General features: G+C 25.9%; 17 protein-coding genes and 1 pseudogene. 6 read left to right on the forward strand and 12 right to left on the reverse strand.

What is annotated here, in order from left to right; translation table 4 throughout:
• Nucleotides 1–81: 81 nt before the first annotated feature.
• A complete protein-coding gene (locus AAHJ00_RS07125; RefSeq protein WP_342223952.1) occupies nucleotides 82–1,464 on the reverse strand; it encodes an Mbov_0401 family ICE element transposase-like protein in 1,383 nt (460 codons plus the stop codon).
• Between the two features lie 137 nt (nucleotides 1,465–1,601).
• Here AAHJ00_RS07125 and AAHJ00_RS07130 point away from each other — a divergent pair.
• Nucleotides 1,602–2,275: pseudogene (locus tag AAHJ00_RS07130) on the forward strand (IS5 family transposase); the annotation flags it as partial.
• A 321-nt stretch (nucleotides 2,276–2,596) separates the two neighbouring features.
• Entirely contained in the window at nucleotides 2,597–6,433 is a 3,837-nt protein-coding gene (locus AAHJ00_RS07135) for an ankyrin repeat domain-containing protein (protein ID WP_342223953.1), read from the forward strand.
• Nucleotides 6,434–6,693: 260 nt separating this feature from the next.
• Here AAHJ00_RS07135 and AAHJ00_RS07140 read toward each other — a convergent pair whose 3' ends face one another.
• From AAHJ00_RS07140 to AAHJ00_RS07190, 11 genes are all read right to left on the reverse strand, one after another.
• A complete protein-coding gene (locus AAHJ00_RS07140; RefSeq protein ID WP_342223954.1) occupies nucleotides 6,694–7,182 on the reverse strand; it encodes a hypothetical protein in 489 nt (162 codons plus the stop codon).
• Between the two features lie 57 nt (nucleotides 7,183–7,239).
• Nucleotides 7,240–9,117 (reverse strand): hypothetical protein, encoded by a 1,878-nt coding sequence (locus AAHJ00_RS07145; protein WP_342223955.1) that lies wholly within the window; start codon nucleotides 9,115–9,117, stop codon nucleotides 7,240–7,242.
• A gap of 15 nt (nucleotides 9,118–9,132) precedes the next feature.
• A complete protein-coding gene (locus AAHJ00_RS07150) occupies nucleotides 9,133–9,507 on the reverse strand; it encodes a hypothetical protein (protein ID WP_342223956.1) in 375 nt (124 codons plus the stop codon).
• Nucleotides 9,473–10,030, reverse strand: coding sequence for a hypothetical protein (locus AAHJ00_RS07155; RefSeq protein WP_342223957.1), 558 nt, complete (start codon nucleotides 10,028–10,030; stop codon nucleotides 9,473–9,475). The genes AAHJ00_RS07150 and AAHJ00_RS07155 overlap by 35 nt, the downstream gene beginning before the upstream one ends.
• Before the next feature lie 87 nt (nucleotides 10,031–10,117).
• The gene (locus AAHJ00_RS07160) at nucleotides 10,118–10,366 is read right to left on the reverse strand and encodes a hypothetical protein (RefSeq protein WP_342223958.1); all 249 of its coding nucleotides are present in this window, start codon (nucleotides 10,364–10,366) and stop codon (nucleotides 10,118–10,120) included.
• 2 nt (nucleotides 10,367–10,368) lie between these two features.
• Nucleotides 10,369–10,653 (reverse strand): hypothetical protein, encoded by a 285-nt coding sequence (locus AAHJ00_RS07165; RefSeq protein ID WP_338966793.1) that lies wholly within the window; start codon nucleotides 10,651–10,653, stop codon nucleotides 10,369–10,371.
• A 3-nt stretch (nucleotides 10,654–10,656) separates the two neighbouring features.
• Nucleotides 10,657–11,643, reverse strand: a complete 987-nt coding sequence (locus AAHJ00_RS07170) for a hypothetical protein (RefSeq protein WP_342223959.1) — start codon at nucleotides 11,641–11,643, stop codon at nucleotides 10,657–10,659.
• A gap of 24 nt (nucleotides 11,644–11,667) precedes the next feature.
• Nucleotides 11,668–11,913 carry a hypothetical protein gene (locus AAHJ00_RS07175; RefSeq protein WP_342223960.1) on the reverse strand — a complete coding sequence of 82 codons (246 nt, stop codon included), beginning with the start codon at nucleotides 11,911–11,913 and terminating at the stop codon, nucleotides 11,668–11,670.
• Between the two features lie 165 nt (nucleotides 11,914–12,078).
• Nucleotides 12,079–12,309: a hypothetical protein gene (locus tag AAHJ00_RS07180; protein ID WP_342223961.1), complete on the reverse strand. Its 231-nt coding sequence runs from the start codon at nucleotides 12,307–12,309 to the stop codon at nucleotides 12,079–12,081.
• A gap of 164 nt (nucleotides 12,310–12,473) precedes the next feature.
• Nucleotides 12,474–12,695, reverse strand: a complete 222-nt coding sequence (locus tag AAHJ00_RS07185) for a hypothetical protein (RefSeq protein WP_342223962.1) — start codon at nucleotides 12,693–12,695, stop codon at nucleotides 12,474–12,476.
• A gap of 2 nt (nucleotides 12,696–12,697) precedes the next feature.
• A complete protein-coding gene (locus AAHJ00_RS07190) occupies nucleotides 12,698–13,024 on the reverse strand; it encodes a hypothetical protein (RefSeq protein WP_342223963.1) in 327 nt (108 codons plus the stop codon).
• 543 nt (nucleotides 13,025–13,567) lie between these two features.
• On the opposite strand from AAHJ00_RS07190, the gene AAHJ00_RS07195 reads away from it, so the two are divergent.
• The 4 genes from AAHJ00_RS07195 (at nucleotide 13,568) to AAHJ00_RS07210 (ending at nucleotide 14,835) form a co-directional block, all read left to right on the forward strand.
• The gene (locus tag AAHJ00_RS07195) at nucleotides 13,568–13,789 is read left to right on the forward strand and encodes a hypothetical protein (RefSeq protein ID WP_215825907.1); all 222 of its coding nucleotides are present in this window, start codon (nucleotides 13,568–13,570) and stop codon (nucleotides 13,787–13,789) included.
• Between the two features lie 164 nt (nucleotides 13,790–13,953).
• Entirely contained in the window at nucleotides 13,954–14,184 is a 231-nt protein-coding gene (locus AAHJ00_RS07200) for a hypothetical protein (RefSeq protein WP_339024264.1), read from the forward strand.
• Nucleotides 14,185–14,349: 165 nt separating this feature from the next.
• Nucleotides 14,350–14,592 (forward strand): hypothetical protein, encoded by a 243-nt coding sequence (locus AAHJ00_RS07205; RefSeq protein ID WP_342223672.1) that lies wholly within the window; start codon nucleotides 14,350–14,352, stop codon nucleotides 14,590–14,592.
• 24 nt (nucleotides 14,593–14,616) lie between these two features.
• Nucleotides 14,617–14,835: a hypothetical protein gene (locus tag AAHJ00_RS07210; RefSeq protein ID WP_342223964.1), complete on the forward strand. Its 219-nt coding sequence runs from the start codon at nucleotides 14,617–14,619 to the stop codon at nucleotides 14,833–14,835.
• Nucleotides 14,836–14,856 lie beyond the last annotated feature (21 nt).

Consider the following 14,856-nt stretch of genomic DNA (forward strand, 5'->3'; position numbering starts at 1 on the left):
ACAATAAAAATTATTAATATTATTAAATTTTCACTAATATATATTAATTTATATTTTTAATATTTATATTTATATTTTTACTTACTTAAATCTATTATATTTATTTGTTACAGCATTACCTTTATAATTAATTCAACTATCATCATTTTTATTATTATATTTATTTCATAATGAATTTTTATATATTTCTTTTCTGATTTCTATTTCTGAATTAATATTTTCATTAATATAATGTAATACATTTAATTTGTTTAAATTTGCCATTCTTAAATGTAATAGGTTATTTAAATTCTTATGATTATATATTTTTGCTCCATATCCTAATTGTTGTTTTACTAAATGAGATACATCACTTTCAATGCTACAACCGATATTTCATTCTAAATTTTGATGATGAATACCTTGCTTATTATTACTGAAATAATTACTGGCCTTTCTTAAATTTGTTTTAATATCTTCATTTAATTCATTTTTAGCAACATTACGAATTTTTTTGATTAATTCTTGATGATTTCCATCCTTATATAATTGAATTCAACTATTTAGTGTTACTTTGCGATTTTCAAAAATAATATTAAATGCTGATTGTTTTAATTTTTTAATAGCATGATAACCATCTAAAATATATCTAACATTACCAAAACTATTGGCAATTTCTCTAATTCAAGTAGCACCATCGCCACAAACAATTATTTTGTCATAATTAATATTCACATAATGTTTTTGTAATTCTCTAATTAATAAATCACGATAATCAATCGTATTTATTCGTTTACCAACTTTTAACATTAAAAAATGACCTCGTTTGTTTTCTAACGCTCTACGAGCATTTTTGTAATTTTTTTCTTTATGTCCGGTATGAAAAGTAGCTAAACGAATTCTTTGGTCTTGTTTAACTTTGTGATCTAATGTCGCTAAAAATGTCTCATCTAGTTGAATATATAAATCATTATTTTTAACATCAATTCTAGTTTTAGTTTCTTGTTCTGTTAGTTGAAAATATTCAGCAATATCGTATTTATTTAAAATATTTGAAATACTAGCTTTTGAAATATAACAATGATTTAGAGCATCTAAAACATCGCGATACCGTTTACCATCACCCAAAAGACTTAAAACTTTAAATTGGACATCAAAATAAATGCGTTGTTTGGGCAATAAACCAATTTCTTTATCTAATAAACATACATATTCAAATTTACCTGATTTTTGATTTCAATATTTATAGCGGCGTCGTTTAAAAGTAACTTCACCAAAAATTGTAATAATTGTTCTTAATGCAAAATGAACCACTTTATAACCTTGTTTTAAGCGATAATGATATTTATATAAGTATTCATCTAATTTTTCATATTCGTTAGCTAATTGTTCACATTTATTGGTGTACATATTTTTATGGGTTGTAAATAAACTGAATCAATGCTTATTTTCTAAGGTTTTTACATTATTATTAATTTCTAACATAAAAAAATCACCTTTCTTGGTAGAGTAATTTTAACAAAGTTAAAATTAGCCATGCTTATTTTTCTTCTTTAATAGACTTCTTGCATTACTTATTAAAATAATTACAAATTATTTTAATAAGTAATGCAAGAAGTCTATTAGAAAATAGATTATTGATGACTTTATCATATTGACGAGAATATCGTACTTATTTTCATCTTGGTAAAAGTTTTGATATTAGTGAAGCTAGTTGTTATCGAAATATCAAGTGAATTGAAGATATTTTAATCAAACATCCTGATTTTCAACAACTTGCTGGTAAAAAAGCATTAATAAATGATTATTTTAATGATAAAACAATTATTATTGATGCTACAGAAACACCCATTCAACGCCCAAAAAAAGACAAAAACAATCTTATTCAGGAAAAAAGAAAAAACACACTATTAAAACACAAGTAATTATTGAAAAAGAAAGCAAAATAATTATTGCAACAAATTTTTCTCTCGGTAAAAAGCATGATTTTTGTTTATTTAAAGAATCAAAAATCCCAATTTTAAAAAATACTAAATTAATAGTTGATAATGGTTATCAAGGAATACAAAAAATTCATAGTAATGTTCTAATACCTAAGAAAAAAACAAAGAAAAACCCTTTAAATAAAGAACAAAAACATAATAATAAATTAATTTCAAAAATGAGAATTATTATTGAAAATATTTTTGCTATTCTTAAAAAATTTAAAATTATTACTGAAAAATATCGTAATCGTAGAAAACGATTTAGTTTAAGATTTAATTTAATTGCTTCAATTTATAATTTGCAATTATAGATAACATAAAATATTTATTTAAAATTAAATTTAAATAATAAAATAATTTTTTGTTGTGTCAAAATTTACACATTTAATAAAATCCATAAGTATTAACCTAATAAAAGTTAGAAATTACTATATAGTATTTTTTATTTACAAATAATTTGTAATTATTTTAATAAGTAATGCAAGAAGTCTAATAAATTAAAAATATTTGAAAAATGAAAAGAAGAATTAAAACAAGCAAAAACCCCAGAAGAAAAAATTAAAATTGAAGAAAATATCAAAAATATTGACGAGTTAATCAAAGAACAAATCAATAAAGCAAAAGATTTAGATTTGTTAAATAAAAAATTAATCGAAGCAAGAACAACAAAAAATACACAACAATTTAATGAAACAAGTCAAAAAATAGAAGAATTAAAAAAAGAATTAAATGAAGCAATGGGGCCTATTCCTGCGATAAATAATAATAATGATAAAAAATATTTAGATAATAAAATTAAAAATTTACAAGGTGAAGGTTTAAAAAAAGATGAAGATGAAATTAAATCAATAAATGCAAAAGTATCAGAAAAATTAACACCAGAACAAAAACATAATTTAGGTTATACAGGAGCATATCAACCACAAGGTTTAAATGCTGTGAATCAAAATATTACTATTTCGCAAAAGACTTTAAAAGATGCCATTGAAAATTTAGCAGATTATACTTATGATTCAACAAGACTAGAAGAAGATATTCAAGAAACTAAAGATGCTTTAGTACAATTACTTTTTGTTACTAGTGAAGCCATGCGTTTTGGAACTTATACTAAATATTTTAATCATTATTACAAAGATAAAGACAACCTAACAAAAAGTAGTACTTCAAAACCACAAACTACACCACCTTCAACAGGTACAACAGATAATCAAGTTGAATTTAAAAATATTCCAACAAATGTTCAAGAAATACTTGATGGTAAAATTAATTCACTTAAGTGAAAAGAATATGAACCACAATTGATAGGCGGGTGGATAGCAGCTAGTAAAAATTTAGAACAAAAGAGAAAAGAAATTTTTAAAGAATTAAGGGTACTTTTAGAATATTTTGAAATACATGATGATTTTTTAAATAATTTAAAAGAAAAAATAAAGCTAAATCAAGAAAGTTTATTTTCAGCGACTGATGAAATTTTTAAAAAAATAGATGAAAAAGATATTCCAAAAGATATTAAAAATGAAATTAAAAACAAAATTAAAAATATTTGAATTGCAACTATTTTAAATGTTTTAAAAAACTCCGAAACAATGCCAATTGAAATTGGAGATCAAATGCTAAAATTTGTTTTAGATTGTATGAAGGGGTGAACACCAGTTCATGTTGCTATAAAAACTAATAATTTAGATATAGCAAAATTATTAATTTGAAGGCAAAATGAGTTAATAAATAAACCAACTAGCAGTGGCGACGCGCCTTTACATTTTGCTTGTAGTTTTATTGAAGATAATAAAGAAAATAGACGAAAATTTCTTGATTGAGCCAAACAACGAGGCAATAATATAGATGTTGATAATATAATAAATAATCAACCAGAAATAAATAATAATTATTTATTAGTAAAATTTCTTATTGAAAATGGTGCTAATATTAATGCAAGAAATAACGACAGGGATACACCGTTGCATTCTGCGGCAAGAAATGGTAATTTTGAAATTGTTGAATTATTGTTAAAGCATGGTGCTGATGTCAACGCAATAACTAAGGATGGGCGAACTCCTTTACATTATGCGACACAAGAAGGCCACATAGACATTGTTAAATTATTAATTGAACATAAAGCTGATGTTAATATTCCAGATAAAAATGGCTTTACTCCTTTACATATGGCAACAATAATAGGCCACACAAAAATAGTAAATCTTTTAAAAGAATTTAATAGATTAAATGAATTAAAAACAAAAGCGAAAACACCTAAAAAACAAAATGAATACAAAGATAAAATAAAAAAATTATTAAAAATTGAGTTGTCAGATGTTATTACAACACTTGATTTAGGAAATATTGAAATTAGTAGTGGACAAACACAACCAACGGAAAAACAAATTAAAGAAAAAGTAAAACAAATAAATCCACAACTAGATATTAGCCAAGTTAAAGTACAAGAAAACAACATTAAGGCTAATGAAGCAATTATCGAAGCAAATAATGAAAATTATTACCCTGGCGAAGTTACAGTGACATTTACACTTGCTAAAAAATCAAGTAATCTAAGTGCTGTACAAGACGCCCCCGGTAATAATGATGGTAGTGCTGGGCCAAAAAACGGCAATAGCGATGCAACTAATCAAGGTTCTGTCGGTGGTAATATTGGTTCTGATATTAGTTCAAATGTTTCTGTTGGTCAACAGTATGGAACTAGTGGCACACAAAACCAAAATATTAGCGGCACAAATCATAATAATCGGTACGATGTGCCGACGGATGGCAGTTGTTTATTTTGATCAGTAGCAACATCTTACTTATTACCAGTGAGAAATGATAATGAAGAATTTAGCAATCGATTTATCCAATTATTTGGCGAAGAAAATTTAAAATATTTATTACATATTCAAAAATTACTACAGCAATATAATTTAGAAAATAATATAGATTTAAACCAATTATGATATCGAGATCAAACAACAAATAATTTAGTAAGAGTTACCTTTCGCAATCGTGTTGTCGATTATATCAGAGACAATTTAGATAGACAAACAAATTTATTATTAGAAAATCAAAATCAAACATTTCGAGATTTTATTAATATTACTGAAACTAATGAGGTTGATATCGATAATTACTTAATAAGAATGCGACAAGCCACAACGTGGGGCGGGACACCAGAAATAGTAGCGATGAGTAATCTTATCAATAATAATATTAGAGTAGATAACGATAGCCCTTATCAACCCGTGCATCAAAATGCAAATAATAACATCCAAATATTTCATGTAAATGGCAACCATTATAATTTTGCTTTAACACCAGAAGAAGAACGAGCAAATCCCGCTATTGCTATTGATGACAATCAGGAAAATGTCCCCGTCGTTGATATAACCAAGAGACCAGATAATTTACCAACAACCACGCCAACACCAGAGGTAAAGCCAATTAAATTACCACCGGTTGATGATCATGGTCAATACCACGCCATTTTGGCTAACAATAACGAAGATGATGATGCTCATCAAGGCAATAATAATAGCAAACCAAAGAATACTACTTTACAAAAAGATGAATATCATTTTTTCGATAAAAAAACCGAAGATGATAGTTTAAAAAATGATGAAAATTTAGAAATTAACTTAATTAAAAACAATAATAAAATCAAGCAAAATGTACCTGTAGTAAATAAACCAATAAACAAAAATATTATCAATTCACAAATATCAACAACTACAAAGGCAATAAATCAATATAACTCTCTTTCAAAAGAAGAAAAATTAAAAAAATTAAATGAAATTAATCGTTATTATCAAACATTATCTGAAAATGATAAAAAAACTTTTAAAGAAAAATTAACAAATACTGGATTAGCAGCTTTAAGTGGGGGTGCATTAACAGCTTATGGAACAAAAATGACTGTTAGTGGTACCGCCGCTACTAGTGTCACAAATGCAGAAGCAATGGAAATGACTCCGCTCTTATCAACAAGCACAACAGAAAGCTTGGCCACTGTAGAAACAATTACTGCTGCCGCTCTGGCCCCGGAAACTCTAGGGCTATCTTTAGTAATTGGAGGATTAGCAATTGCAGGAACATGAATGTATTTTGCTTTTCATCATCATGCAACGTCTAATATTGAGTTGCCAACTTCAATTCATCATAATGTTTATGATAACATTGAAAAATGATATAAATTTCTAGCCCATGATAAATTAAAAATTAAAATTAACAAAAACACATGAAATGAAATCAAACAAAATAAAAATTCACAAGCAAACATTATAAAAATTATTAAAAATAAATTTGTTATAAATGACCATTCTGGTTGAGGCGGAAGTGTTACAAATGAAGATTTCAACACTTTTGTAAAAGTAATAGTACTTCATTTCGAACAAATAAATGGTTATTTTGAAATATTAGATAATGAAAATGATGGTTTTGTCATTATAACCAACACTGAAGGCGATTGACTAGGAATAGAATAAAATTTAACATTATTAATTAAAAGAGAAAAATATTTCTTATATTTGTTATGCTCAATAATCTGAGTTCAAATTTTAATTTTAATATATTTGTTAATTATCTAATTTAAATTAAGATTAAAAATATTTTTACTAAAGCAGTATTTAAACTTAAATACTGCTTTTTTATTTTGTCAAAATAGAAAAAATGAAAAAGTTGTTTAAGAGCAATATCGTCATATAAAGCTACATTTTGGGGTAGCGCTTTTAACAGTTTAATTATTTTAATTATTTTTAAATTCAGTTTTAAATTCTAATATTTTTCATTTGGCATATCTTTCATTTTTATCTCATTCTTGTACTTTCATTTTTATGTTTTTTAATTTTTTATTTTGATATGATAAAAAATCTTTATTTTCTCAATATCTTGGTTCACTGTTTTTTTCTCAATTTAAATCATATTCTAATGATTTTAATATTGGTAGTGTAATCTTGTCATTTTTATCAACATAAAATTCTCAATCATTAAGTTTCATTCGCGGAGGCAAGTTTTTGGGCATAAATTCATTTTCTACATTAACTTTTATTTCTCATTTTTGATTTCACTTGCTGTTGTCATTTTTTGATGATTTAAGTGTTAATTTTGATTTTTTTAAGTTTAATTCGTATGATTCATTCTTAATTTGTAATATTGGTTTATTTTCTTTTTTAGAACACCCAACTATTGGCACTGTTGTCAGCCCCAAAAGAGCTATTATATTTAAAATTTTCATAAATTTAACTCCTTCATTTTGTTTTTTCAATATATATATATATATATATATATATAATTATACAAAAATTCTTAATATCATTAGAAAAATGGCAAAACCGATTAAAAATTGAAAGGTATAGTAAAAAGCTGGTACCGTTTTAAAAACTGGAAAAATGGCGGTTGAAAAGTTAACTGTTGCTTTCGCAATAATTGCTAATGGCCGTAAAATCGTAATGACTTGTGAGGCAGTAAGAATTCAGTTAATCATTTTGATACTAGCATTTTGAATGGCACAACCAATATCATTAAATGTGGGTATTCATCGCCCTGAATATTTGCAATTTGCTGGCGGAATTAAGTCATCTCATTCTGAGTTAGTGGAACCATCAGGAATAAAGGCTGTGGAATTTAAGACATTAAAGTCATAAATTTTAAAATTGTAATTAGAGATATTACCTTTGTGATAAAGCGGAAAGGTTAAGGTAAAAATATTAATACCATAACGAATATCAATATCGGTATTGAGATAATTAATACTGTTAGCAGTCTTGATGGTTGGCAAGGTAATCAGTTTATTGTCGTAAGATTTAAGGACATTAAAATCAATTTGATAAATGCCATTGGTGTTGTTAATAACATTGTAATTCTCTTGGTGCATTTTTTTGTCAAAAGTAAAGAAATAACTTCTTAGTAATAATTCTGAGTTTCCTATAATATTTACTAAGTATTTTTTGGGATAAAAGGTAATTAATGAACGATAAAAGAAACCGATTTGAATAAAGTAATCCTTCTTATAGTTTTCTACACCCTTAAAATCAATTTCAGTATGAGTTTTTTCGTCCATATCAAAAGTCGCATAAAATAAACTAGCAAAGAAATTGCCAAGAATTTCATAGATTTCATCAAAAACATTTTTGTAATCGCTATTGTTAATACTAGGAATGTTGTTTTTAAAATATAGGTAAATATCATTTTTTAAATCGGGGTCATAGCGTAGAAAACTAAATCTAACATTGAGGTAATTTAAGGTACCAAAAAGATATTTAATTAGGTAATAATCGTTAGCGTTTGCAGTATCATATTTTCAGATTTCATTTTCACCGTGTAGCAATTGTAAATACTTATTTCCAGCAATTAGAGTTTTGTTAAATGCCTTAATTTTCAAAACATTCTCATTTACTACATTTTTATCACTAGAAGTTTTATGATAAAAATAGCTCTCGTCTTTAAAGCCGTGATTTTTAATCGTAAATTCTTTGTAATAACCTTTTTCTAGGGTATCAATGAAATTAAATACGGGTGTTCAATAGAGATACGAGTAATTAAATTTATCAAAATCACCACGGTGAATCATTAAGTAATCAAGATTATCAACAACATCGTTATAGTTATGGTTGCCATCAAATTTGGTGGTTTTTTCTGGTAAATCAATATCGGTCGAGGGTTTAATTTCTGATTGTGCGTCAAATTCTAATATTTTTCATTTGGCATATCTTTCATTTTTATCTCATTCTTGTACTTTCATTTTTATGTTTTTTAATTTTTTATTTTGATATGATAAAAAATCTTTATTTTCTCAATATCTTGGTTCACTGTTTTTTTCTCAATTTAAATCATATTCTAATGATTTTAATATTGGCAGTGTAATCTTGTCATTTTTGTCAACATAAAATTCTCAATCATTAAGTTTCATTCGTGGAGGCAAGTTTTTGGGCATAAATTCATTTTCTACATTAACTTTTATTTCTCATTTTTGATTTCACTTGCTGTTGTCATCTTTTGATGATTTAAGTGTTAATTTTGATTTTTTTAAGTTTAATTCGTATGATTCATTATTTTGCCTTTTACTTCTAATTAGTGATTGTGCTGTTGATTTGTCATTATTAATGTTTTGTGGAATGGTAAAAATGTTATTGAAACTAATAATTAACACGGTAAATATTTTCATAAACATTTTTATCACTCCTTTTTAAAATATTTTATTTTTCGTTGTTCTTTTAGTTTTGATTTCATTTTTCAAGGCTCTTTTTGCTTTAATTTTTTGAATAATAAAGCGGATTAATTTTTCAAATTTAATTGCAAAATATATTGCTCCGTCTCATCAAAAAACAAATATTCCTGCCAGCATAATACCACTATTGAACTTTCCAAAGAATTTAACCATCTCTTCATTCATAAAATTATTAAATTCGTCGCTTGTTCCGGTTATTCATTTAGTATCGATTACTGTTAATGCACAAATTAATAAGCTTATAAAGATAAAAATGATACTTAATACTATTTTTAACCACTGCTTTTTAAAAGAATTTTTAATTCTTAATTTTAATGGCATTTTTTCTTTCATTTTTTAACTCCTTTAATTTTCTACAAACAATTTGCTTAGGCAAAACATTATGACAAATATAAGCAGTTTCACTTGGTGGATTTTTGCAAACTATACCATTATAAGCAATAAATTTTATTCTTTTATCAAAAACTAATAACTCACACTGATCTATTTTTTCTCTAATTGGTTTTAATGCAATACTTACTAATGGTATTAACATCGCAAACGGTTTACCCAAATTAAATAAATGTTCTATTACTTGCTTTCTTTTACTAAACGGAGGGTTAGAAATAATATAATCATATCTATCCACATCACTTTTAATGTAATTAAAGAAATCAATTCCATCGTCAATATGACTATTCCAAACTTTATGCCCATTTCTTTCTAAAACACATACAAATTTACTATCAATTTTATCAAAAGGGCATAAAATAGTACTATTAGGTTTTAAAAATTCTAAAATTGGTTTAACAGCATATTCCTGTGTATATCATTCATCATTAACATTAATTTTATTTAATAAATTAGAATTTAACATAATTAACTATTAATTCCTTTCTTTGTCTTTCTAATTTGCCATTCTCTATTTTTTTAATTCTTGTTTTTTAGTTCATTTCTCCATTTTTTACCTACCTTTAATCACAATAAATAAGGCAATAAGTACACAGGTAACGCCAAGAACGGTGAAGATTGGATGTTGCGAAAATGTTCGTGCCATTGGTTTAAACAGTTCTAAAATTGTTAAATTGCTAGTAATAAATTTTTGAAAATTGGTAAGGCCTTCGCTAATATAGTTTGTTAAAGTTTCAAAATGACTACCAGCCAACAATCCAAGAACAGTTATTAAGATAAAAATAATAATTAGTTTAAACATTTTTAGTTACCTTGTTTTGTTTTTATTGGTTTTATTTGTTTTTTAGCTTTTCCTCATGCACTTAAACGACCCTTATTTTTAACAGCATATTGGCGTTGTTTTTCTAAATTAATTTGTTGACTGCCAAATCCAAGAATGATTGCCATAAGAAACTCTACAGCCAGTGTTAAGAATAAAGGAAATATTAGTTGAATATTTGTTCCCGGTACTTCAAGACTTCAAATTAAGTCAAAAACCTTATAAAGCATTTGGGCGAGAAAGTCGGCCATTTTTGCAAGATTTTCCATTTTTTATTGTTCCTTTTCTTTCATTTTTCTTAAAAATTTGCTAAATTTATCCATTTTTAAGTATTCTAAGTCTTCTAAATCAATTGCGGTGTCAGTGTAGTATTTGTCTTCATAGTCAGGATTTATTTTTGAATTTAAGTAATCTCTTAAAAATGCTAGGTAAAAAGAATTGTAAGTGTTTAATATTGGTAAAGGAATTTTTAGTTTAAAAAAATAAATATCAAGTTCAGGAATATCGCGATATTTAATACGACGACCCTTTTTACTATTTTTAGCATCAATTAAGGTGTTTCGCCAGCGTTCATATTCTTCAATACTAGTAAAGGTACCATAAATGACTTTTAAGTAGGGGCGAAAAATATTAACGGGTTTTTTACGAATGCCCACAATTACATTATTGGCAATATCACGAACTTTAACTCAAATATGTTTATCTCTTTGACCACTAGCGAGAACAATATGACCGAAATGGCGTGCTAAGGCAAAATATTCTTGGATACCGGTTTCTTCGTTTTTGGTATTATTTTTTTCTCAATCAGTTCCTTCTAAAAATAAATTGGTTTCATCTCATAACAGTAAGGTTTTGTCTGGCAATACCGGATAATCAAAGTCTAATAATCCCATATGTCCTAAACTTAATTTTTGGGTTTCTAGTAATGGAAATGTTGAGGCGATGTGATATTTTTTCTTTTTTAGTAATTTTGATGCGTACACTAGAAAAGCGGTTTTTCCAGTTCCTAATGAACCAATAACAATATTTAATGGTGAATTTTTTAAGAAATTAATAACTTTGTTAATTTGTGTTAAATTACTGATTTTAAAAATAAAAATTAAAATACAACCCGCTAAAAATAAATAGCTCACAATGTTTTTAAAATAACCGTTGTAAATATATCAAATTGCTCCTCAATGTCATAAAATTAAAAATGAGGTGCGATTTAATTCAATAAAATGGTTATTTTTTTCTATTATTCATTTGCAAAATTTCATCTTGCACCTCACTTTATTTTTTTATTAGCATACCGCTCCAAGTAATTTTTCAAACATTTTAAAGCAAATAAAGAATATTGCCAAAATAAATGGAAAAATGAAGATTCAGTAGTCAGCAAAGAAGTTACCAACTTGTGGCATATTAACAGCAATAATTTCTCACATTTTAGTAAATGCCGTTATAATTGCATTTCATAATTTAGTCATCGCGTCGCTAGCTGTTATTTTTTCTACTGTTGCTGGTGCATCGGCCAAGAAAGTTCCAATCATATAATCACCCCCTTTCTTTTTAAAACATTCATCATTTATATTCAAAGTTTTTCTTAAATTTGTTAAAACCACGATTAACCTTAACACGATTATATTTTTTTCTAATTAATTTTGAATTTCTTTGGGAATGCATCACAATATAACTTCTTGACATTATTTTTTTCTCTATCTAAATACTGATATGGTTTTCCAAAGTAGCATTAGAATAAATCACACTATAATCGCTGTTAATAATCAAAAAGCAATGTTTGCTATTAAAAGCCAAAGTGTTTTTTGGGTTAAATCAATTTCTTTACCACCACTAATATGAGCCGGAATAGTTGTAATTTGAATAAATAAATCTCAGAAAGTTTGTTTAATTTGTTCTCAATTAAATTCTTTTAAATTTACTGTCATTTTTTATCTCCCAAAAATCATTTTTATTGGTAAATACATAATTGAAATTAACGCGAAAAGAAAAGTAATGATAATAATTAATCCGGCAATAAACGCAACTTGTGCAGGCATTTTTTCTATCGGAACAAACAGTTTTAAGAATTCCATAATAATTTCTCAAAACATTATTTTTTATTCTCATTATTTTCTTTTGAATTAGGAGCTTTAACTCATTCTTCAAAGCGAGCAATAAATACTTTTTCGTCTTTTGTAAAATTACCAGTATTATTTTTAATGGCATTTTTATATTTAATTCGCATTTTTATTTTGGCATAAATTTTATAAGCAAAATATGCCAATAACATTATGCAAATAATAGTAAATATTATTCCAATCGCAATATTCATTTTTAAGCTCCTTTAAAATAGTTATAATTTGTATCTTTTTTGTTGTTTTCTTTTTCGGCAATAAAGAAACTTAATAATTCTTGTCCTTTAATTCACTTGGTTTCTTGCTCTTGTTGATTAACTGAAATTACTTGATATTTACTATCTTTTATTATTCCGATGCAAATAGAATTTTCATATTTTCCTTTATAAACAAATCGCTTTGGAAACCAAATGCCGATTTGTTCATTAAATCACGGAATTTTTGGTGCTTTAATAAACATTGCGTTTTGTGTTTCTTTTAAAAGATATTTTTTAGTATTTAAGAAAATGTTTTCAATGTTTTTCATAATAAATTACCTTTCTTATGAATAAACTAAGTTATATTAACTAAGTTAGTTAACTTAGTTTTTTAAACACTTATATATCGCAGATTTAAGTGTTTAACAAGCTTTGTTAGTAAATTTTGTTTTTTTAATTAGATAAAGATTTTAATAATTTTAAACTTAGTATATCCCTATATAGAAATTTCTACACTTTAATATCCGCATCCTACCCTTGGAACTAATTTAATAGCGTGTATATTTTTAGGAAATCCACCCATTCATTTTTTTATTGCAAAACGAAACAAATTGCTATAGCTAATAGGATGTTATCTATTAACTGGTAAACTTCTTTTGGTTATGGCGACCACCCACAATTTATCGTGCTTTAATACATACCAACATTATTAACTCACTTGTATTTAATTTTCAAAGAACAAATTTTTAACACCTTATAAAATAAAAAGACAATCATTGCTGACTGTCTTAATACTTATTCAAATATTTTCCTACCTAACAAAACTTTATGCGTCCAGATATAAATTATAATTATTTTAAAGGAGTTTAAAAATGAATATTGCGATTGGATTAATATTTATTATTATCAGCATCATGCTATTGGCATATTTTGCTTATAAAATTTATGCCAAAATAAAAATTAGAATTAAATATAAAAATGCCATTAAAAATAATACTGGTAATTTCACGAAAGACGAAAAAGTATTTATTGCCCGCTTTGAGGAATGAGTTAAAGCTCCTAATTCAAAAGAAAATAACGCGGATAAAAAATAATGTTTTGAAAAATTATCATGGAATTCTTAGAACTGTTTATTCCGATAGAAAAAATGCCTGCACAAGTTGCGTTTATTGCCGGATTAATTATTATCATCACTTTTCTTTTCGCATTAATTTCAATTATATATTTACCAATAAAAATGATTTTTGGGAGATAAAAAATGACGGTAAATTTAAAAGAATTTAATTGAGAACAAATCAAACAAACTTTCTGAGATTTATTTATTCAAATTACAACTATTCCGGCTCATATTAGTGGTGGTAAAGAAATTGATTTAACTCAAGAAACACTTTGACTTTTAATAGCAAACATTGCTTTTTGATTCTTAACAGCGATTATGGTGTGATTTATTCTAATGCTACTTTGGAAAACCATATCAGTATTTAGATAGGGAAAAAATTAATGTCAAGAAGTTACATTGTGATGCATTCCCAAAGAAATTCAAAATTAATTAGGAAAAAATATAATCGCGTTAAGGTTAATCGTGGTTTTAACAAATTTAAGAAAAACTTTGAATATAAATGATGAATGTTTTAAAAAGAAAGGGGGTGATTATATGTTTGGAACTTTCTTAACAGAAGCACCAGCAGTAACAAAGATAACAGCTAGTGACGCGATGACTAAATTATGAAATGCAATTATAACGGCTTTTACTAAAATGTGAGAGATTATTGCTGTTAATATGCCACAAGTCGGTAACTTCTTTGCTGACTACTGAATCTTCATTTTTCCATTTATTTTGGCAATATTCTTTATTTGCTTTAAAATGTTTGAAAAATTACTTGGAGCGGTACGCTAACAAAAAAATAAAGTGAGGTGCAAGATGAAATTTTGCAAATGAATAATAGAAAAAAATAACCATTTTATTGAATTAAATCGCACCTCATTTTTAATTTTATGACATTGAGGAGCAATTTGATATATTTACAACGGTTATTTTAAAAACATTGTAAGCTATTTATTTTTAGCAGGTTGTATTTTAATAGATTTCTTGCATTACTTATTTATTAAACAAAATTCCTATAAAATATATTTAAAATAGAAATTATAAGGAATTTAAGAT

The sequence above is a fragment of the Spiroplasma endosymbiont of Asaphidion curtum genome, assembly GCF_964031085.1.
In the GTDB taxonomy this organism is placed as follows: Bacteria; Bacillota_I; Bacilli_A; order Mycoplasmatales; family Nriv7; genus Nriv7.